Annotated in this window: 20 protein-coding genes; 15 read left to right on the top strand and 5 right to left on the bottom strand. The window is 63.8% G+C overall.

Annotated elements, in window-relative coordinates; all coding sequences use genetic code 11:
- Window positions 1-124 precede the first annotated feature (124 nt).
- The 4 genes from ACVOLV_RS02980 to ACVOLV_RS02965 all read left to right on the top strand — a co-directional run bounded on the left by ACVOLV_RS02980 (window position 125) and on the right by ACVOLV_RS02965 (window position 3,436).
- Window positions 125-1,216 carry a DNA glycosylase AlkZ-like family protein gene (locus tag ACVOLV_RS02980; RefSeq protein ID WP_481553067.1) on the top strand — a complete coding sequence of 364 codons (1,092 nt, stop codon included), beginning with the start codon at window positions 125-127 and terminating at the stop codon, window positions 1,214-1,216.
- Between the two features lie 107 nt (window positions 1,217-1,323).
- Window positions 1,324-1,710 carry a hypothetical protein gene (locus tag ACVOLV_RS02975; protein WP_481553066.1) on the top strand — a complete coding sequence of 129 codons (387 nt, stop codon included), beginning with the start codon at window positions 1,324-1,326 and terminating at the stop codon, window positions 1,708-1,710.
- Between the two features lie 261 nt (window positions 1,711-1,971).
- Window positions 1,972-2,649, top strand: a complete 678-nt coding sequence (locus ACVOLV_RS02970; protein ID WP_481553065.1) for a hypothetical protein — start codon at window positions 1,972-1,974, stop codon at window positions 2,647-2,649.
- A gap of 196 nt (window positions 2,650-2,845) precedes the next feature.
- Window positions 2,846-3,436 (top strand): hypothetical protein, encoded by a 591-nt coding sequence (locus ACVOLV_RS02965; protein WP_481553064.1) that lies wholly within the window; start codon window positions 2,846-2,848, stop codon window positions 3,434-3,436.
- Between the two features lie 48 nt (window positions 3,437-3,484).
- Here ACVOLV_RS02965 and ACVOLV_RS02960 read toward each other — a convergent pair whose 3' ends face one another.
- Entirely contained in the window at window positions 3,485-3,769 is a 285-nt protein-coding gene (locus ACVOLV_RS02960; protein WP_481553063.1) for a hypothetical protein, read from the bottom strand.
- A gap of 108 nt (window positions 3,770-3,877) precedes the next feature.
- On the opposite strand from ACVOLV_RS02960, the gene ACVOLV_RS02955 reads away from it, so the two are divergent.
- The 3 genes from ACVOLV_RS02955 (at window position 3,878) to ACVOLV_RS02945 (ending at window position 5,585) form a co-directional block, all read left to right on the top strand.
- The gene (locus tag ACVOLV_RS02955) at window positions 3,878-4,204 is read left to right on the top strand and encodes a hypothetical protein (RefSeq protein WP_481553062.1); all 327 of its coding nucleotides are present in this window, start codon (window positions 3,878-3,880) and stop codon (window positions 4,202-4,204) included.
- A 61-nt stretch (window positions 4,205-4,265) separates the two neighbouring features.
- Window positions 4,266-5,198 carry a CorA family divalent cation transporter gene (locus ACVOLV_RS02950; protein WP_481553061.1) on the top strand — a complete coding sequence of 311 codons (933 nt, stop codon included), beginning with the start codon at window positions 4,266-4,268 and terminating at the stop codon, window positions 5,196-5,198.
- Between the two features lie 78 nt (window positions 5,199-5,276).
- On the top strand, window positions 5,277-5,585 hold the full coding sequence (locus ACVOLV_RS02945; protein WP_481553078.1) for a DUF3817 domain-containing protein: 309 nt from the start codon (window positions 5,277-5,279) through the stop codon (window positions 5,583-5,585).
- Window positions 5,586-5,714: 129 nt separating this feature from the next.
- On the opposite strand, the gene ACVOLV_RS02940 is transcribed toward ACVOLV_RS02945, so the two are convergent.
- On the bottom strand, window positions 5,715-5,894 hold the full coding sequence (locus tag ACVOLV_RS02940) for a CsbD family protein (protein ID WP_481553060.1): 180 nt from the start codon (window positions 5,892-5,894) through the stop codon (window positions 5,715-5,717).
- Window positions 5,895-6,699: 805 nt separating this feature from the next.
- On the opposite strand from ACVOLV_RS02940, the gene mdoH reads away from it, so the two are divergent.
- The 4 genes from mdoH (at window position 6,700) to hemC (ending at window position 11,262) form a co-directional block, all read left to right on the top strand.
- Window positions 6,700-8,619: a glucans biosynthesis glucosyltransferase MdoH gene (gene mdoH, locus ACVOLV_RS02935; RefSeq protein ID WP_481553059.1), complete on the top strand. Its 1,920-nt coding sequence runs from the start codon at window positions 6,700-6,702 to the stop codon at window positions 8,617-8,619.
- Between the two features lie 204 nt (window positions 8,620-8,823).
- A complete protein-coding gene (locus tag ACVOLV_RS02930) occupies window positions 8,824-9,489 on the top strand; it encodes an alpha/beta hydrolase (protein ID WP_481553058.1) in 666 nt (221 codons plus the stop codon).
- A gap of 104 nt (window positions 9,490-9,593) precedes the next feature.
- A complete protein-coding gene (locus tag ACVOLV_RS02925; protein ID WP_481553057.1) occupies window positions 9,594-10,322 on the top strand; it encodes a LytR/AlgR family response regulator transcription factor in 729 nt (242 codons plus the stop codon).
- A 31-nt stretch (window positions 10,323-10,353) separates the two neighbouring features.
- Entirely contained in the window at window positions 10,354-11,262 is a 909-nt protein-coding gene (hemC, locus tag ACVOLV_RS02920; RefSeq protein ID WP_481553056.1) for a hydroxymethylbilane synthase, read from the top strand.
- A 282-nt stretch (window positions 11,263-11,544) separates the two neighbouring features.
- Here the strand turns inward: hemC and ACVOLV_RS02915 are convergent, their stop codons facing one another.
- Window positions 11,545-12,321, bottom strand: coding sequence for a DUF481 domain-containing protein (locus ACVOLV_RS02915; protein WP_481553055.1), 777 nt, complete (start codon window positions 12,319-12,321; stop codon window positions 11,545-11,547).
- A 155-nt stretch (window positions 12,322-12,476) separates the two neighbouring features.
- Between ACVOLV_RS02915 and ACVOLV_RS02910 the strand changes: the two genes are divergently transcribed.
- Window positions 12,477-13,442: a helix-turn-helix transcriptional regulator gene (locus ACVOLV_RS02910; protein WP_481553054.1), complete on the top strand. Its 966-nt coding sequence runs from the start codon at window positions 12,477-12,479 to the stop codon at window positions 13,440-13,442.
- A 336-nt stretch (window positions 13,443-13,778) separates the two neighbouring features.
- Here ACVOLV_RS02910 and fabB read toward each other — a convergent pair whose 3' ends face one another.
- Together fabB and fabA are read right to left on the bottom strand one after the other, a co-directional pair.
- Window positions 13,779-14,987 (bottom strand): beta-ketoacyl-ACP synthase I, encoded by a 1,209-nt coding sequence (gene fabB / locus ACVOLV_RS02905; protein ID WP_481553053.1) that lies wholly within the window; start codon window positions 14,985-14,987, stop codon window positions 13,779-13,781.
- Window positions 14,987-15,502, bottom strand: coding sequence for a 3-hydroxyacyl-[acyl-carrier-protein] dehydratase FabA (fabA, locus tag ACVOLV_RS02900; protein ID WP_296251034.1), 516 nt, complete (start codon window positions 15,500-15,502; stop codon window positions 14,987-14,989). The genes fabB and fabA overlap by 1 nt, the downstream gene beginning before the upstream one ends.
- Window positions 15,503-15,711: 209 nt before the next feature.
- On the opposite strand from fabA, the gene dinB reads away from it, so the two are divergent.
- From dinB to ACVOLV_RS02885, 3 genes are all read left to right on the top strand, one after another.
- Window positions 15,712-16,797 carry a DNA polymerase IV gene (gene dinB / locus ACVOLV_RS02895; protein ID WP_481553052.1) on the top strand — a complete coding sequence of 362 codons (1,086 nt, stop codon included), beginning with the start codon at window positions 15,712-15,714 and terminating at the stop codon, window positions 16,795-16,797.
- Between the two features lie 62 nt (window positions 16,798-16,859).
- A complete protein-coding gene (gene gph / locus ACVOLV_RS02890; RefSeq protein ID WP_481553051.1) occupies window positions 16,860-17,510 on the top strand; it encodes a phosphoglycolate phosphatase in 651 nt (216 codons plus the stop codon).
- A 271-nt stretch (window positions 17,511-17,781) separates the two neighbouring features.
- Complete coding sequence (locus ACVOLV_RS02885; protein WP_481553050.1) at window positions 17,782-20,022, top strand: TonB-dependent siderophore receptor; 2,241 nt, start codon at window positions 17,782-17,784, stop codon at window positions 20,020-20,022.
- Window positions 20,023-20,041 lie beyond the last annotated feature (19 nt).

Here is a 20,041-nt window from a genome sequence, read left to right as displayed (position 1 = left end):
GATACTGTCAGGTGTTGTGGCGTTGCTGATGTTCCATACGAACGGATGCGATGTAGGCATTGGTGCCATTTGGCTGTTGTCGACAGTGGCTTTCTGTCAACGACTTTAGTGGCATCATCGCCCCATGACGCTCACCCTCGACCACCTGCGCCGCTACGCCGTCGCCCGCTCGCTGTTCAAGCCGACCACGCTGATGCGGGCGATTGCGAAGCTGGGCTTCGTACAGGCTGATCCGATCCGCGCGCCCGCCAGGGCGCAGGATCTGACCTTGCGGCACCGGGTTGTCGGGTATCGAGCGGGTGACCTGGAACGGCGCTATCCGCGCTTGCCGGTGGAGGAGGACTTCTTCGTCAACTATGGCTTCCTGCCACGCGGACACCATGCGTTGATGCACCCGCGCCAGGCGCGGATGGAGTGGACGCCGGCGCGCTGGAAACAGGCACAGGCGGTGCAGGCGTTCATCGCCGAGCGCGGCGCTGTTCATCCGCGCGAAGTGGATGCGCACTTTGCGCATGGCAAGACCACCAACTGGTTCGGCGGCTCGTCCAATGCCAGCACCCAGTTGCTCGATGGCATGCATTACCGTGGGCTGCTGCGGGTGGCGCGACGTGATGGTGGTACTCGGGTCTATGCGGTTCGCGATGCGGCACAGCCGGTTGGTGGCGCCGAGATCGATGCGCGCATGGATGCATTGATCGATCTGATTGTTGGCAAGTACGCGCCGTTGCCAGATGCCAGCCTGGGTCAGCTGGTGGCCTATCTTGGGAATGGTGTTCCGCAATGGAAGGATGCGCGAAAAGCCGCATTGGCACGTGCGCGCCAGCGTTTGCAGCGGGCGAGGGTGGATGGCATCGATTGGCTCTGGCCTGCCGAGGAGCGCGCGGACAGCCGCCGCTGGAGACCCGACGCACAGGTGCGCTTGCTGACCCCGTTCGACCCCGTGGTTTGGGATCGCCGCCGCTTCGAGTTGTTGTGGGGCTGGGCTTACCGTTTCGAAGCGTATACGCCGCCAGCGAAGCGCAAGTTGGGCTATTACGCGTTGCCGCTGCTGTGGGGTGACCGGGTTATTGGTTGGGGCAATCTTTCGGTGGCCGGTGGTGTGTTGAATGCGCAGTTGAATTACGTCGAAGGACGGGCGCCGCGTGACGCAGCGTTTGTCGAAGGGCTGGACGCGGAGATGAGCCGTATGCGGGTGTTTCTTGGATTGGCTGGGTGAGGTCGACACTGCGGGAGGCATCGGTTTGGCGGAGCGATGTTGATTGGCGGCGGTCGCATCCGTCATGCTGCAGATCCACACCATAGCCCAGTAGACAGGACCGCTACGTGCCACCAACCACCGCTGCAACCGCCCGCAACAGCGCCGTGCATATGGCCGTGGCTTTCATGGCGATGGGCAGCTGGGCCACGTTCGCGAATCTTGCGCACCCGATGCCGCGGCCGTTGATCGCCGGGGTAGTGCAGGGCACCTTGTCGGCGCTGATCACCTTGTTCCTGAAGCGCATGATCGAGGCACTGTCGGCTCGTTTGCCAGGGACCAGCGGTTATTGGGTTCCGCCAGTGGTTGCTGTTGCGGTTTCAGTGACCCTGTTAAGTAGCATCCATTGGATCGCCGGAACACCTGAGATCCTGAAGACGATCGTGGTACCGCTATCGGTAACCGCGATCTACGCAAGCAGCTACAACCTGGCGCTGCGGCGGATGCGGGTGTAGGAGCGGCGTAAGCCGCGAAGCAGGAATCGTCTGCAACCCGGTAGTGGGGGGGGGGGGGGGGGGGGGGGGGGGGGGGGGGGGGGGGGGGGGGGGGGGGGGGGGGGGCGGGGGGGGGGGGCCGGGCGGTGGGGGCCCCCCGCCCCCCCCCCCCCCCCCCCCCCCCCCCCCACTACAGGGTGGCTCCTGCATTGCGGGTAACATGGCTTCCTGGCGCGTGGATGGTGCCTGGCTGTGGCGCGCAGACAATTGAGGACAAGGATGATGAAGCGCTCACCCAGGGAACTTCTTCCCGGAATGGTTTCGTCGGGCATCGCTTGTGCCTTGGCGCTGGTAGTCACTGCCTGCGCGAGTACTGGCGGAACGGCGCCGCCGTCTGCCAGCAAGGATGGCGGTGAACGTGCTCCACCACTGCGAAAACTCAACCCAGCTCCCAAGCAGGCCTACGAGCTCCGGCTTCGGCTTGCCAATGTCCCCGGTCCGTTCGAATCAGTGCATGCCACCGCGCAATACGATGTCGAGAACGGAGGGGCTTGCGGCAAGATCAACGCCTTCGTTGGCGCCATTCCACGCATCACCAGCAATGAATCCTTCGAGCTGACCAAGGTGTCGGAGGGCGAATACACCGGCACCGTCTATCTGGACCGGATCATTGATGAGGCTTACTACGGTCGTGAGATGTGCCGCTGGGGATTGACCGAAGCACGTGTGGTGCTGGTCGCCGACGCTGATGTTGCCAGCACCCGCTATGTATCAGGCCTGGATGCGAAGTCGATCGGGCAGCAAAGCGCACAGACACGCTACTTCTGGAGTGGCTACTACCCGCGCGCAACCATGGGCGCTTTCAGGGATTTCGGCAAGGCAGATCTCGCGGGTGTGCCGGCAGACAAAACCGCTGAGTTCTTCACCATCACCTTGAGTGCCAAGGAACTCCAAACCTGATGGCTGCGCACCCGCAGCGTGGCATGTGGGAGCGGCGTGAGCCGCGAAGCTGACGATACTGGGCGGTACCGGTTTCGCGCGGTACGCCGCTCCTGCAGCGCGATGCTGCGAAAGGAGGCTGGAGCTGGCTCCGGCTTTTTTCCGCGTGTGTGGTTCAATTGTCGGCAAGGATGTCATTACTCAAGGAAAGATCAGCATGCGTTTCAAAAGCGGAATTTTCGGTGCATTTTTTCTGCTGGTGGCAAGCCAGGCGGGCGCGCAGCAACCCGCCCCGGACGAGCCAGCATCATCGCGACTGCGTTTGTTCGGTCAGAACGGCGTGGGCATGGTGCTTTACACCAATACCAGCTGCACTTCGGAGTATTCGGAAAAGATCCGTGCGTCCGGTTCGCTCGGTAGCGCATTCGGGTCGATGCTTGGCAAAGTGAAGAATGAAAGCCTTGGCATGCCAGACACTGAAACCAGCCGCGGCTTGAAGCAGCGCGGCATGGTTTTGTCCAAGGCGTACTTCAAGGAGTACCCGTTGGTGGCAGGGCAATCGGTAGTGGTGGAAGCCGGCATGGGCTCACCGGCAGGTTGGCGATGTGATCGCCTGATCAGTTCGGTCTTTACGCCGGAAGCGGGCAAGGACTACGAAGTTGCCCTGGATGTCGATTTCTCCGGAGGCGTATGCACGCTGAAGGTCAATGAAGTCGCAACCGATGGTTCATTGCTTCGTCTACCCGTCCAGCCCGCCAGCAAGCAGTGCGCGCAGGCTGTTGCTCAGCCGGGGCAGGGCGTGGACTGAAGCGAGCAGCCGGCGTGATGCCGGCCGCTCCCCAGGCGGGAAGATGGCTCAGGCCTCTTCTTCCTCCTCCTCTTCTTCGTCTTCTTCTTCCTCGTCCTCTTCGTCTTCATCCTCTTCTTCGAAAGCATCGGCTTCTTCGACGCGGACGAAGTTGGGCAGGGTGTCGGCGAAGCTGATCTGCTTGCCGTTGGCCAGCATCGGGCGCACGGCGCGCTTGCCGGGTTCTTCCACTACCGCAAAGCACACCAGGCTCTGCGCGCTCTCGTCACCTGCTTCTTCGAACACGGCTACCCAGCCGTCGGCGGGGATGATCTGGATGATGTTGTCTTGCATGGCTGGACTGGTGGTTGAAGGAAAGGCGAGCTTGCGTGAAGCCGGGCGCGCTTTGCAACCAGGTGCCAATGGGATACTGGAATACCGTATGCCCACAGGAGGCCCGAGGTGGCCGACGCACCGCTGCGCACGCCTGACGGCCGCTATCTGGTGGTGCGCGGGCGGCTGTGGCGGGCCAGCAATCCGGGCCTGGCGGAACCGGTTCGCGCTTCGCTGGTCAGCCAGCTGATGGCCGCGCGGCGGGAGGTCGGTGCGGCGCGTCGTTCAGGTGACAGGGCGCTGCTGGCCAAGGCCGGGGCGGCAGTGGATGCGGCCAAACGTGGCTTGGGTGAGCGCGGGCCGGTGTGGTGGCAGGACGGTGCACCGGACTTCAACCGTTACCTGGCCAGGAACACGCCGTATGCGAGCTGGTACGCCGCGCAGCAACAGCCCTGAGCCTTTACTCGGGGTGCCGCGCAGACGAGGATGAACGCTGGTCTCGACGCGGAATCACGCCATGCTCCAATGCCGCACCCTCGCCACCGCTGTTGGCGGCACGGCGCCAACGTCGTTGTGGGTGGATCTGTGCCAGCCAACACCTGAGGAATTGGCGCAGGCTTCAGCGCAGGTGGGCTTCCTTATTCCCGATCGTGCCGGCATCAGCGAGATCGAATTCAGCAGCCGGGTACGCGTTGAAGGCGAGGCCTTGGTACTGAACCTGCCGCGCTTCCAGTACGAGGTGGAGCATGTGGTCGGGCCACTGGGCTTCGTGGTCGCGCCCAATGCGCTGGTGGTGCAGCGCGAGCACCGCATCGACGCGCTGGAAGGCGTTGAAGCGGAGCTGGGCAAGCATCCCTGCCACGGCTCGGCGGACCTGTTCCTGCGCATGATCGAACACATCGTTGATCGCCTGGCCGATCTGCTGGAATCGCTGGAAAGCACGATGAGCGAGTTCTCGCGCCAGGCCTTCAACCACCCCAGAGGCAAGCGTGCCTCACGCCGGCTGGAGCAGATGCTGCACGAGGTGGGCATGATGGGCCGCCGCATCGGCGCGCTGCATAACACCTTGCACGGCATGCTGCGGATGATGAGCTATCTGGATGAAGCCACGCCGGACTGGTTTGGCGCGGATGCGCCCAAGCGCATCAAGCTGGTGGTCAAGGACCTGACCTCGCTGAGCGAGTTCGAGCAGCAACTGGGCGACCGCAACGAGTTCCTGCTGGACAGCGTGCTCGGCCTGATCAACATGGACCAGAACGAGGTGATGAAGGTGATGGCCGTGGCCTCGGTGGTCGGCATTCCGCCGACCGTGCTGGTCGGGGTGTGGGGCATGAACTTCGCCTCGATGCCGGAACTGCATTGGCATTACGGCTACGCCATCGCGCTGGCCGCGGTTGGCCTGAGCATCGTGGTGCCGCTGCTGTGGTTCAAGCGACGGGGGTGGATATGAGCTGCGCGGATGCGACGCATTCTCGCCTACAATCGCAGTTCTCTCGAACCCCTGATGGAATCGATGTCTGCCAAACCGATGACCCCCGCCGGCAAGCTGTTTGCCGCTGCCGCACTGATTGAAGGCGTGACCTGGGCCGGCCTGCTGATCGGCATGCTGCTCAAGTACGGTACCGGCACCACCGAGTTGGGTGTATGGCTGTTCGGCCGCCTGCACGGCCTGGCCTTCCTGTTCTATGTCGTGGTCACGCTGTACGCGTGGTTCAAACTGCGTTGGCCGCTGTGGGCAGTGCTGCTGGCCTTGTTGGCAGCGCTGCCGCCGCTGGTGACGGTGCCGCTGGAAATGTGGTTCCGTCGCATTGGCCTGTTGTCCGAGCGCCCGCGCTGACCCGCTGCTGATGTAATGGCGCGGCCGGCTTCCACACGGTCGCGCCATTGGAACTGCACAGTGTTGCCGGGTGTTACGGGCTCCGGTTATGTGCGTTGCGGAAGCAGTTCTTGCGCAGTGATGCGGTCGTCATGAATGTCGATGCTTTACCTCGTCTGCAGCCTTGCCCATTGCTTTCTGTGCTTTTCCTGCATTTTTCTCCATGTTGCCGGCCATCTGCTGGGCTTTGTTGCCTGTCATCCTCCCGGCAGCTTCCTTGATGGCACCCTTGATTTCGTGTTTGGTGCCTTCAACACGGTTGCGGTCCACGAACGGTCTCCGGAAACGTCTGCGTCGCTGCAGACAGCCCCAGACTGCGCATTGCCGGGTTTGCAACAGGTGAGTGCAATGTTGTGATCGCGTTGCGTGCAGGGCCGGGTTTAGCCTGCGTTGTGCGTGCGCGTGTTTGTGCCCTGTTCACCGCGGTTTGCCGCCGCCGGATTCAGTTGCCTGAGGCGAAGTCATTGCGGATGTGGAGCCGTGCCAGTGGCGCTGTTGTTCGGGCAGTGGGCCAGCCATGGCGTCCGCGCTGCGTCGTGTGGCTCATCGATGGTGCTTGAATGCCGCCACCGGGAGGCCAGCTGGCGGTAGCATGCCGGCGCAGCCCGGGGCCTGCCGAACGCGTGGTTTTGCCCGCGCTTCGGCTCCCGGTCCGATGGGCAAGAACGCAACTGCACCGGTTTGATGCTGCCCCGTTGCACGCTTGGCTCCTGCGCTACGGGAGCTTGCCGCACGCCCCATCTGCACCCCGCGCCACGGCCAAACTGACTGGCACAGGTGTACCTGTCGATTTGATGATGGATAATTCCCCCCATCGCCAATGCCGTGAAGGGATTGCGGCGGTTGGGCCTGGAACGGCCCGGGTGGCGTGGCTGCCGCCTGCAGCGAGGTGGTTCGAGGGGGCTCCCGCATCGCGACCGGCAGGCTTCGTTTGCCGCAGGTTTAAGTTGGTTCTTCTAGTTTTCCCGGCTGGTCGGCTTCTCCTTCAAGGATTTCAGGTGCAACACGCAAGCAAACAGCGTTACGGCAAGGTGTGTCGCCAGGACGGGCTGCAGGTGACGCAGCGGGGTGGTCGATGAGCTCTACCGTCAGCACCGGCAATGGGTTGGATGCCGGCATCGCCGTGCTCCCGGCCGAGCACCCCTTGGCCATGCCCGAGCAGTCGCTGCGCAAGGGCACGCTGCACGTGCCGCGGCAGAAGACTGCGCCGGCCAATATCGGCCTGCGGCGGCTATACGTATTCGGCAGCACGGCGCTGACCACGCTGCTCGCCACCTGGCTGATGGCGCGGGTGCTGTCCAATGGTGGCATCAACGTGCTGGAAGCCTGTCTGCTCGGCCTGTTCGTGCTGTTGTTCGCCTGGATCGCGATGTCCTTCGTCAGCAGCCTGGCCGGCCTGCAAGCGCTGCTGCGTGGCCGCCGCAAGCTGGGCATCTACCCGGATACGCCGCTGCCGCAGCTGCGCAGCCGTACCGCCTTGTTGATGCCCACCTATAACGAAGACCCGCGCCGGATGATGGCCGGCCTGCAGGCGATCTACGAATCGGTGGCCGCCACTGGGCAGCTGGAGCACTTCGATTTCTACGTGCTCAGCGACACCACCCGTGACGCGATTGGCCGCGCTGAAGAGCAGGTGTTCGCGCGTCTGGTGGAGGCCACCGGCGGTGCCGAGCGGCTGTATTACCGCCGCCGCGCCAGCAATGTGGGCCGCAAGGCCGGCAATATCGCCGACTGGGTGCGCCGCTTCGGTGGTGCCTACCCGCACATGCTGATCCTCGACGCCGACAGCCTGATGACCGGCGATGTGATCGTGCGTCTGGTGTCGGCAATGGAGAACCACCCGACCGTCGGCCTGATCCAGTCGCTGCCGGCGGTGGTCGGTGGCCGCACCGCGTTTGCCCGCATGCAGCAGTTTGGTGGCCGCGTGTACGGGCCGGTGATGGCCTATGGCGTGGCCTGGTGGCATGGCGCCGAGAGCAATTACTGGGGCCACAACGCGGTGATCCGCACCCAGGCATTTGCCGAAGAGGCGGGCCTGCCGGAGCTGCCGGGGCGCAAGCCGTTTGGTGGTCATGTGCTGAGCCATGACTTCGTTGAGGCCGCACTGATACGCCGTGGTGGCTGGGCCGCGCACATGGTGCCCTATCTGCACGGCAGCTACGAAGAAGGCCCGCCGACCCTGACCGATCTGCTGATCCGCGACCGCCGCTGGTGCCAGGGCAACCTGCAGCACTCCAAGGTCGTGGCTACGCCCGGCCTGCACTGGGTCAACCGCGTGCATATGTTGATCGGCATCGGCCATTACTTCACCGCGCCGATGTGGGCGATGCTGATGCTGATCGGTATCGCCATTCCGCTGATCCACGGCGGCATTGATCTGGCCGAAGAGCTGCATCTGAATCTGCAGATGGCACCTGCCAGTTACTGGCGCGGGCTGGACCAGGATGGCGTGTTCTGGGTGTTCGTGGTGACCATGGTCGCGCTGCTGTCGCCCAAGCTCATGGGCTATGTGGCGATGCTGACCTCGCGCAAGGAGCGCATAGGTTGCGGCGGCTGGTTCCGCGCGTTGATATCGATGCTGCTGGAAACCGTGCTGGCGGCACTGATGGCGCCAGTGGTGATGTACGTGCAGTCGCGCGGTGTTGCCGAAGTACTGGCCGGCAAGGACTCGGGCTGGGACGCACAGCAGCGTGATGACGGCAGCATCTCGGTGCGCGATTTGCTGCGCAGCTATGGTGGCCTGAGCGTGTTCGGCGTGGTGATGGGCGTGGCCGCCTATCTGGTATCGCCGCCGCTGGCCGCGTGGATGGCACCGGTGGTGATCGGTATGGCGCTGGCGGTGCCGGTGGTGGCATGGACCTCCTCGCGCAAGGCCGGTGACTGGCTGCGCAGGCACGGCCTGTTGTGCATCCCGGAAGAAAACGCCCCGCCGCGGGTACTGCTGCGTGCCGCCGAGCTGCGTGCGGCCGCGCTGAAGGAACCGCTGCAGGATTAATTGCTGTTGTGGGAGCGGCGTAAGCCGCGAAGCCGATAGCAATGCACCGCCATTTGGCTGGCGATCTACGTGCAGGTAGCCGGATTGGCTTCAATCGGACGTACCACCAGCTTCGCGGCTTACGCCGCTCCTACAAAAGCAGGGGCTGCACCGATGGCTGCGCCGGGCAGGCATAATTCCCGCCTGTCTTTGGGAGTCGTACACATGCTGGAAACAGTGGAGCAGGAAACCGGCGCGTCGCCGGAATGGTCGGTGATCTGGCTGCATGGCCTGGGTGCCGACGGCCATGATTTCGCGCCTATCGTGCCCGAGCTGGTGCGTCCGCAGTGGCCGGCGATCCGCTTCGTGTTCCCGCATGCGCCCAAGCGCCCGGTCAGCATCAACAACGGCATGCCGATGCGCGCCTGGTACGACATCGTCAGCATGGATTTCCGCAGCCGCGCCGATGCCAAGGGGGTTGCCGAATCGGTAGCGCAGCTGGAAGAACTGATCGCCCGTGAACAGGCCCGCGGCATTCCCGCCAAGCGTATCGTGCTGGCCGGTTTCTCGCAGGGCGGGGCAATCATCCTGTCCGCCGGCCTGAAGCGCAGCGAGCCGGTAGCGGGCCTGGCAGCCTTGTCGACCTATCTGCCGGAAGTGGATGCCGCTCCCTCGCAGCTGGTGGACGGTGCCATCGTCCAGCCGGTGTTCATGGCCCATGGCAGCGCCGACCCGGTGATTCCGCTGCAGATCGCCGAACACAGCGCGCAGGTGCTCAAGACGCTGGGCTTCGGCGTGGAATGGCACCGTTACCCGATGGCCCACCAGGTCTGCGGTGAAGAGATCCATGCGCTGGGCGACTGGCTGCAGGCCCGTTTCACGCAGATCTGATCGCTTTGTGAGCTGCACCGCAGTTGCCGGAGTGTTGACGGCGGCGTGCAGTGAACCCGGCTACCATGTCGCCACGACTGGGGAGCCGTGAGCGAGGTAGTGGTGTGAAGGTAGTAATCGCCGATGACGAGCCATTGGCACGCGAGCGTTTGCGCGCGCTGCTGGCCGAGCTTGCGGGGGTGGACGTGGTTGGCGAGGCTGCCAACGGCAACGACGCCTTGCAGGTCTGCGCGCAGACCCAGCCGGATCTGGTGTTGCTGGATATCGCCATGCCGGGCATCGACGGGTTGGAGGTCGCCCGTCATCTGGCGCGTTTCGAGCCGCGCCCAGCGGTGGTGTTCTGCACCGCCTACGACGCCCATGCCTTGTCGGCCTTCGAGGCGGCGGCAATCGATTACCTGATGAAGCCAGTGCGCGGCGAGCGCCTGGCCGCCGCGCTGGAACGCGCCCGCACCTTCATCGCCGGTCGCGCCAATGCCGCCCCGGCGGCAGCCACGCAACCACGGCGGACGCTGTGCGCGCGCCTGCGCGGCAGCCTGCGTCTGGTGCCGGTGGAAGACATCCTCTACCTGCAGGCCGAGGAAAAGTACGTGGTGGTGCACCACCTGCGCGGCGAGGACCTGATCGAAGAGTCGCTGCGCTCGCTGGAGGACGAGTTTTCCGGGCGCTTCATCCGTATCCACCGCAACTGCCTGATCGCCCGCGATAGGCTGCAGGAAGTCCGCCGTACCCCGGCCGGACAGGTGCAGGCGGTGCTTCGCGATGTACCACATCCGCTGGAAATCAGCCGCCGCTGCGTGGCCGGGCTGAAGACCGAGATGGAACGGCTGTGACCCAAGGGCTGGCAGCGGCGATAATGGCCGCATGAGCATCCTGCGTATCGCCACCCGAAAGAGCCCGCTTGCCCTGTGGCAGAGCGAACACGTCGCCGACCGCCTGCGCCAGGCCCATCCGGGGCTGCAGGTGGAACTTGTGCCGATGAGCACGCGCGGCGATGAAATCCTCGACCGCTCGCTGGCGGCCATCGGCGGCAAGGGCCTGTTCCTGAAGGAACTGGAGCTGGCGATGCTGCGCGGCGACGCCGATTGCGCGGTGCATTCGCTCAAGGACGTGCCGATGGAGCTGGAAGCGCCGTTCGTGTTGCCGGCCATCCTGACCCGCGCCGACTCGGCCGATGCCTTCGTCTCCAATACCTATGCGTCGCTGGATGCCCTGCCGCAGGGCGCCTGCGTCGGCACGTCCTCGCTGCGTCGGCAGGCACAGTTGCGCGCGCTGCGTCCGGACCTGCAATCGCGTGACCTGCGTGGCAACGTCAACACTCGTCTGGCCAAGCTGGATGCCGGCGAATACGACGCCATCATCCTGGCCTGCGCCGGTCTGCAGCGCCTGGAACTGGGCGCGCGTATCCGTGATCGCCTGGTCGCCCCGCAGTGGCTGCCGGCGCCGGCACAGGCGGCGGTGGCGATTGAGTGCCGACAGGACGATGCGGACACGATTGCGCTGCTCAAGGCGCTGGACGATGCCGCTACCCGCACCTGCGTGGAAGCGGAGCGGGCGATGAACCGCGCGCTCGATGGCAGCTGCCATGTACCAGTAGCCGGTTTGGCGCAGTGGCGCGGCGAAGATCTGTGGTTGCAGGGCCTGGTCGGCGGTGTCGCCGATGGCCGCGCGGTACGTGCGCAGGCGCAAGGCCCAGCCAGCGACCCGGAAGCCCTGGGGCGCGAAGTGGCGCGTCAGCTGCTGGCCGGCGGTGCGGGCGAGCTGTTGCGCTGAGGTAGCTGTTGTAGGAGCGGCGCAAGCCGCGAAGCCACAACTGCAGGAAGGCCGCATGAGCGCCGGTTCTATCGGCGCGGAAGCACGGTCAGCTTCGCGGCGTATGCCGCTCCCACAAGATCCGGAGAATTGGCTGGCCGGGGTTTGCCTGCAAGGCCTCTGCCGAGCATGGCTCAGCACTACATGCTGAGCCGCCGAGCCCTCCCTTTGCCGTAGGCAAGGGGAGGGTTGGGAGGGGTGCTTTGGACGTTGCCTACGCCGCGCCCGCAAACACCCGCATCATCACTTGAAGCTGTAAACCACGTTCATCGTGGTCAGGGTGTCGGTCTTGCGCTTGTCTTCGGCGACGTCGCTGTTGTGGCGGGCCTGCCAGCCGGCCTTCAGTGCGAAGTGCTTGTTCATGCTGACCGAGACGCCGAAGTCGTTTTGCGCGAAGGTGTTGTATGAGCCCGATTCCACCAGCAGCGAGTTCACCAGTTCGGTGTTCTCGGTGAGCGCGTACTTCAGGTCGAACAGGCCGCGGCCAATCAGGCCGGTGCGGTCTTCGTCGGTATCGGCGTTGTGCGAACGACGCACACCCGGGCCGATCTGCGTGTCCAGGATCAGGCGCTCACCATCGATCAGGCGCGTGCCGTAACCCAGACCGAAGCTGGCCTGGCGGTCGTAGGTGGCGAAATCGTCGCTTTCGTAACGCACGGTGGCGGTGAGCTGGCGGTGCTCGCCCAGCTGCAATGCACTGCCGGCGCTGCCGGTGTAACGATTGGCGGTGGTCTGGCGCTTGCGGCGGGTGCTGCCGTCATCGGAGGTTTCGGTGTACTCGGCGCTGGAGCGCAGACCGAACAGGTCCATCGTGTGGATCCAGTCATCATCGGTGTAGCGCAGCTTCAGGCGGCCGTTGAAGCTTTCGGTGGTGCTGTTGCCGTGGGCCGAGGCAAAGCCCAGCTCACCGCCGCTGCCGCTCCAAGGGGAGGTCATGGCGGCAAGATCGGAGGCGTCGTCGGCCCAGGCCAGCGGGGCGGCCAGCAGCAACGGCAGCATCAAGGAAACACGCAGGGACATCAGGGATATCTCCAAGGGAGAGGCGGGAATGGTTGGCGATTGGATGATACCGGATGGTCCCTGACCCCCAGGCCGATGGCGGGCTGGGGCTTCATTCGCTGTTATACGGGACGCGGCCTGCTCCATTGGCGCCCGGAGTCGGACATAATTCGGGCATGGACCGCTATGAACGCATCAACGCGCTGCATCGTCTGCTCAAGTCCGCCCGCTATCCGGTCACGGTGATGCGGCTGCAGGAGGAGTTGAGCTGTTCCCGTGCCACGGTCTACCGCGACCTGGCCTTCCTGCGTGATGCGCTGATGGCGCCGGTGGAGGGCGATGGCGAGGCCGGGTTCCGCTACCTGAGTGGGGAGAGCGACCGTTTCGAGCTGCCAGGCCTGTGGTTGAGCTCGGAGGAACTGCACGCCTTGCTGGCATCCCAGCACCTGTTGTCGCGTACTGGCGGCGGCGTGTTGTCGTCAATGCTGGCACCGCTGCAGCAGCGCATCGAGGGTTTGCTGGCCGCGCAGGCGGGTGCCTCGCATTGGCCGGTGGAGCGGGTGCGGGTGATTCCGCACCGTGGCCGCAAGCTGGATGAAGCCAGTTTCCGTACCGTGGCCTCCGGCGTTCTGGAGCGCAAGCAGCTGTCCTTTGAATACCGCGCGCGTTCCACCGATGAGGCGACCCGCCGCACGGTATCGCCGCAGCGCATTACCCATTACCGGGACAACTGGTATCTGGATGCCTGGGACCATAGCCGTGAAGCGGTTCGCAGCTTCGCGGTGGACCGCGTCCATCAGGCGCGGTTGCTGGACCAGCCTGCGCGCGATGTCGCCGATGAGGAGTTGAACGAGCAGTTGGCCGCCAGCTACGGCATTTTCTCGGGCGCACCGAAGGGCTGGGCGACGATCGTATTCAGTGCCAAGGCGGCGCGCTGGGTGGCCGATGAGCATTGGCATTCCAAGCAGCAGGGACGGTTCCTTGCTGATGGGCGTTATGAACTGAAGGTGCCGTACAGCGTGTCGCGCGAGTTGTTGATGGACGTGCTGCATTACGGCTCGGACGCGGAAATCGTGGAGCCGCAGTCCCTGCGTGAGCAGGCCAAGGCGCTGTTGTCGCTGGCGTTGAGTAATTACGACTGAGGAAGCTGGGCTTTGCTCTTGCTCTGCTTTCCCCTCTCCCGCCCGCGGGAGAGGGGTAGGGGTGAGGGCAGCTCCTGCTTGTTGCTGTCGCCATTGCTGTTGCCGTTGTTTTTCGGAGCAGCAGAGCAAGGGCTATAGCTGAAGCAAAAGCAAAAGCAAAAGCAAAAGCTTCCCCTCACCCCAACCCCTCTCCCGTAAACGGGAGAGGGGACAGCAAGAGCAAGAGCCAGAGCCAGAGCAACAGCAAAGCCAAAGCCAAAGCCAAAGCCAAAGCAAAAGCAAAAGCACAAAAAAAAACAGCCGCTTTCGCGGCTGTTTTTTCAGATCAATCGGCCATCAAACCCGGCCGAAGATCAACGTCGCATTGGTGCCGCCAAAGCCGAAGCTGTTCGACATCACCGTGTCCAGCTTCGCATCCTGGGTCTTGCGCAGAATCGGGAAGCCTTCCACGCGCTCGTCCAGGGTTTCGATATTGGCCGAGCCCGCCATGAAGCCATCACGCATCATCAGCAGGCAGTAGATCGCCTCATGCACGCTGGCTGCGCCCAACGAGTGACCCGACAATGCCTTGGTCGAGGACAGCGGCGGTACTGCATCGCCAAACACCTGGCGCACTGCGCCCAGCTCGGTCACGTCGCCCAGCGGGGTCGAGGTGCCGTGGGTGTTCAGATAATCGATCGGACGGTCCAGGCCTTCCATCGCCATCTTCATGCAACGCACCGCGCCTTCGCCCGACGGGGCGACCATGTCGGCACCATCGGATGTCACGCCGTAACCAACCAGTTCGGCATAGATGCGTGCGCCACGGGCAACTGCGTGGTCATAGTCTTCCAGCACCAGCATGCCAGCGCCGCCAGCGATGACGAAGCCGTCGCGGTTGGCGTCGTACGGACGCGACGCGGTGGCCGGGGTCTCGTTGAAGCTGGTGGACAGTGCACCCATGGCGTCAAACATCACGCTCATCGACCAGTGCAGGTCTTCACCGCCGCCGGCAAACATCACGTCCTGGGCGCCGTGGCGGATCAGGTCGGCGGCAGCGCCGATGCAATGCGCCGAGGTCGCGCAGGCAGCCGACAGCGAGTAGCTCAGGCCCTTGATGCTGAAGGCGGTGGCCAGGTTGGCCGACACGGTCGAGCACATCGTGCGCGGCACCATGTACGGGCCTACCTTGCGCACACCACGGTTGCGCAGCAGATCGGCGGCTTCCACCTGCCATTCGCTGGAACCACCGCCGGAACCGGCGATCAGGCCGGTACGCACGTTGCTGACCTGGCTTTCGTCCAGGCCGGCATCGGCGATGGCGTCACGCATGGACACGTAGCTGTAGGCCGCTGCGTCGCTCATGAAACGCTTGAGCTTGCGGTCAACCTGCGCGTCCAGATCGATCTCGACCTTGCCGCCAACCTGGCTGCGCAGGCCGGCTTCGGCGTGGTCGGGCAGGGCGACGATGCCGGGACGGCTGTCACGCAGGGCGCTGGAGACGGTATCCAGATCGTTGCCAAGGCAGGACGTGATGCCCATGCCGGTAATGACGACACGACGCATCAGAAGCTCTCGGTAGAAGTGAACAGACCTACGCGCAGGTCCTTGGCGGTGTAGATCTCGCGGCCGTCGACCAGCATGCGGGCGTCGGTCTGTGCCATCACCAGCTTGCGGTTGATCACGCGCGAGACATCAATTTCGTACTGCACCAGCTTGGCGCTGGGCAGCACCTGGCCGGTGAACTTGACCTCGCCACAGCCCAGCGCACGGCCGCGGCCTTCTGCGCCCAGCCAGGTGAGATAGAAGCCGGTCAGCTGCCACATGGCATCCAGGCCCAGGCAGCCCGGCATCACCGGGTCGCCGATGAAGTGGCAACCGAAGAACCACAGGTCAGGACGGATATCCAGTTCGGCTCGGATCATGCCCTTGCCGTGTGCGCCACCGTCCTCACGGATCTCGGTGATGCGGTCGAACATCAGCATCGGGTCATTGGGCAGGCGGCCTTTGTTGGGGCCGAAAAGTTCGCCACGCGCGCTGGCCAGCAGCTGGTCGCGCGAGAAAGCATGCAGACGGGTCATCCGGGGTAATCCAAAGCCATTGCGAGCCCCGGAGCATGCTGCAGCATCGGCGTTCAATCAAATGTTTTAACTGGACGGTTGCGTATGTTAGCTGCAGATAAGCGCCGTTCGCGGGCTGTTACGGGAGGTATGAATAAGTACATTTGTGAGGACAAGTGTGCATTTAGCGACAACAGCTATCATGTTGACGACCTTTTGAGACTGTTGCCTTGAGCCAACAACGCAAGATCATTCACGTCGACATGGACGCCTTCTATGCGTCCGTGGAGCAGCGTGATGACCCCGGTTTGCGCGGGAGGCCGGTGGTGGTGGCCTGGCGCGGGGCGCGTTCGGTGGTGTGTGCGGCCTCTTACGAAGCCCGCAAATTCGGGGTGCGTTCGGCGATGCCGGCGTTGCGCGCCGAGCGCTTGTGCCCGGATGCGGTGTTCGTGCCGCCCGACTTTGCCCGTTACAAGGCGGTGTCGCGGCAGATCCGCGAGATATTCCTGCAGCACACCCCGCTGGTTGAGCCGCTGTCGCTGGATGAGGCCTTCCTCGACGTAACCGAATCGCCAAGCTGCGACGGTATCGCCACCGAGATCGCCCGCACCATCCGCGCGCAGATCCGCGAGACCACCGGCCTGACTGCCTCGGCCGGCATTGCCCCGAACAAGTTCCTGGCCAAGGTCGCCTCGGATTGGCGCAAGCCCGATGGTCAGTTCGTGGTGCGGCCGTCGCGGGTCGAGGAGTTCCTGACACCGTTGCCGGTCAAGCGGGTGCCGGGCGTGGGCAAGGTGATGGAGGGCAAGCTGTCGGCGCTGGGCATTGTTACCGTCGGTGATCTGCGCGCGCTGCCACTTGAGCAGTTGCAGGCCTTGTTCGGTAGTTTTGGCACGGGCTTGTACCGGCGCGCGCGTGGCATCGACGAGCGGCCGGTGGAACCCGATCAGCCAGTGCAGTCCATTTCTTCCGAAGACACCTTTGCCGAAGACCTGCACATGGGTGAGTTCGATGAAGCGATCACCCAATTGGCCGAACGTACCTGGCGTGCAACCGGGCGTACCGAACGCATCGGTCACACCGTTGTGCTGAAGTTGAAGACCGCGCAGTTCCGCATTCTCACCCGCAGCTATACGCCGGATACGCCGCCAGGTTCGGTGGAGGATATTCGCGACATCGCCTTGGCCTTGTGCCAACGCGTGCAGTTGCCGGCAGATACGCGCTATCGCCTGGTTGGCGTGGGCTTGTCAGGTTTCCGTGATCGCGAAGAACTGGTGATTCAGGGTGATTTGTTTCGCAGCATCACGTTGGATTGAGTACATCCTTTACGCAACGCCGCGCCGCTACAATCGATGCTCAATTCAGGGAGTGTGGATGCGTGGCGATCAAGGCCTTGGTGTTCGATTTGGATGGCACGCTGGTGGACAGCGCAGGTGATATCGCCGAGGCAGTGAACCTCACATTGGAAGCGCTGGCGTTGCCGCGCGTCTCCGAGGCAACGGTGCGCAGCTGGATAGGTGAGGGCGTACGCAATCTGGTTGCCACTGCTTTGGCGAATGCTGGCAGCACCTTGACGCTGGAAGAGGTAATGGCGGTTTTCATGGGCCATTACAAGGCGTGCCTGCTGCGCAGCCCGCGCCTCTACGACGGTGTGGGCGAGGCCTTGACTGCATTGCAGGCACGCGGGCTGCCGATGGCCATCTGTACCAACAAACCGGCGGCAATGGTTGCGCCCTTGTTGCAGCATATGGGCATTGCCGGCTTCTTCGCCCACATCATTGGTGGCGATTCCTTGCCGCAGCGCAAGCCCGCCGCAGAGCCGCTGTTGCATGTTGCAGGCTTGTTGCAGCAGCCGGTGGCAGATTGCCTGATGGTTGGTGATTCGGGCACGGATCTGGGCGCGGCCAACAATGCCGGCATGCCGATCGTGCTGGTGCGCTACGGCTATTCGCGTGACCTGGATCTGGATGCGGCTGAGGCAGTGGCGGTGATCGATGATATGCGTGAGTTGGTGGCGATCGTCGCCTGACCGGTAGCATTTGTGGGAGCGGCGTCAGCCGCGAAGCCGACAGCAATGAAGTCGCAGGACTTTCTGCAATCGGACGATCCAGTTGCTTCGCGGCTTATGCCGCTCCCACAATCTGATCACCCTTGGTTATCAATAATCATTCTCATTTAGTGTAGGATGCGGGCAATCCGCAGCGTGTCTGGCGTTTGTTTCCGGCAGCTGCATTCGATATCCGTCGTTCCTCAAGCTGTTCGCCAGAGGGGCGCACCCCCACTGTCGAGAGGCTTCCCCCATGTCCCGTCGTTCGTCGTCGCGGTTGTCCGTGCGTGCCTTGTTGTCCCGCCATCCCCTTTCCGCTGCGCTGGCATTGAGCGCCTTGCTCGCCGGTCCGGCACTGGCCGAAGGCGCAGCAGCGGCTACCGACATCGACACCGTGCATGTCACCGCCGAACAGATCGCCAAGCAAGCCTTGGGCAGCTCGGTAATCACTGCGGTCGATCTGGAGCGTCTGCCGCCGGCCAATGACTTGTCCGAAGTGATCCGGCGCATGCCGGGTATCAACCTGATCGGCAATACCGCGTCGGGTTCGTATGGCAATTTCCGCCAGATCGACATCCGTGGCATGGGCCCGGAAAACACCTTGATCCTGATTGATGGCCGCCCGGTCAGCTCACGCGATTCGGTGCGCATGGGCCGCAGCGGTGAGCGCAACAGCCGCGGCGACAGCAACTGGGTGCCGGCCGAAGCGGTTGAGCGCATCGAGGTGCTGCGTGGTCCGGCTGCTGCACGTTATGGCTCGGGTGCTTCCGGTGGCGTGGTCAACATCATCACCAAGAAGCCAACCGGTGACCTGACCGGCTCGCTGACCTTGTACGGCAGCCAGGCCGAGCACAGTGACGAAGGCGACAGCGAGCGCGTTGGCTTCCAGTTGTCCGGCCCGTTGAGCGAACAGCTGTCGTTCCGCCTGTTCGGCAACGTCAACAAAACCGAGCCGGATGCATTGTCGCTCAATGAGGAGTTCGCCACCGGCGTGACGCCGCCGGCTGGCCGCGAAGGTGTGCGCAACCGCGATATCAGCGGCCTGCTGCGCTATGACATCAATGCCAACCATGTGCTGGAGCTGGATGCCAGCGTCAGCCGCCAGGGCAATATCTACTCCGGCGAGCGCGGCGTCAGCAGCGACGGCTTCGAACGCTTGAATGCGCTGTATGGCGCGGAAACCAATGTGATGCTGCGCCGTTCGTTCGGCCTGACCCATCGCGGCAGCTACGATTGGGGCAGCTCGCGCATCACCGCTGCCTACGACGACACCGACAACACCCGCTTGAACGAAGGCCTGGCCGGTGGCCCGGAAGGCTCGATCACCGAAGGTGCGAGCTTCTCCACCTCCGAGCTGACGTCGACCCGCGTCGACGGCGAGATCAACGTGCCGCTGAACTGGGGCGGCATCGAGCAGGTCGCAACGCTGGGCTTCGAGTACCGCGACATGAAGCTGGATGACCCGTACTCGGTGACCCAGACCTCCAGCAGCGGCGGCGGCATCCCGGGCTACGACGGTGTGCGTACCGGCAAGAGCGACCAGCAGTTCGCGGCCGTGTTTGTCGAGGACAACCTGTACATCGGCGAGCGCTGGACGCTGACCCCGGGCCTGCGCTTCGATCACCATTCGCAGTTCGGCAACAACCTCAGCCCTAGCCTCAACGTGCAGTTCAAGCTGGCACAGGATTGGGCGATCAAGGGCGGCATCGCGCGCGCGTTCAAGGCGCCAAACCTGTACCAGGCCAACCCGGATTACCTCTACTACACGCGCGGCAATGGCTGCCCGGTGCTGAGTCCGAACAAGGGCTCCGGCTGCTACGTGATGGGCAACGCCAACCTCGATCCGGAAACCAGCATCAACAAGGAGATCGGTATCGAGTGGGCACCGGACAACGGTTGGCACGCCTCGGTCACCTATTTCCACAACGACTACAAGGACAAGATCGTTGCCGGTCAGGATCGCATCGGCATCACCAACGACACCAAGGGCCAGGTGTTCCAGTGGACCAACGCGCCGGAAGCCATCATCCGTGGCGTCGAAGGCAACGTGAAGGTGCCGCTGCTCGGCGGTGGCGATGTGCTGTCGTGGAACACCAATGTCACCTGGATGATCGAGAACGTCGACAAGACCACCGACCAGCCGCTGTCCATCATTCCCGAGTACACCGTCAATACCTTCCTGGATTGGCAGGTCAATACGCAGTTGTCGTTCATGCTGACCGGTACGTTCTACGGCAAGCAGGAATCGGCCACGCAGGCCAGCACCACCGGTGCGGCATTGCCGCCGGATACGCGCGCTGCCTATGACCTGTGGAGCCTGGCTGGCCAGTACCGGATCACGCCGAAGGTGCGCGTCGGTGGCGGCATCAACAACCTGTTCGACAAGCGTCTGTTCCGCGAAGGCACCACCAGTACCAGTGCCACCGGTGCAGGCGCCGCTACCTACAACGAACCCGGCCGCAGCTACTGGGTGAACCTGACCGTCGGCTTCTGATCCAGGCATAGCGATGACA

This window comes from Stenotrophomonas sp. STEN023 (assembly GCF_056760135.1).
Note: the sequence above shows the minus strand (reverse complement) of the source record. Positions and strands in the feature narration are given on the sequence as shown.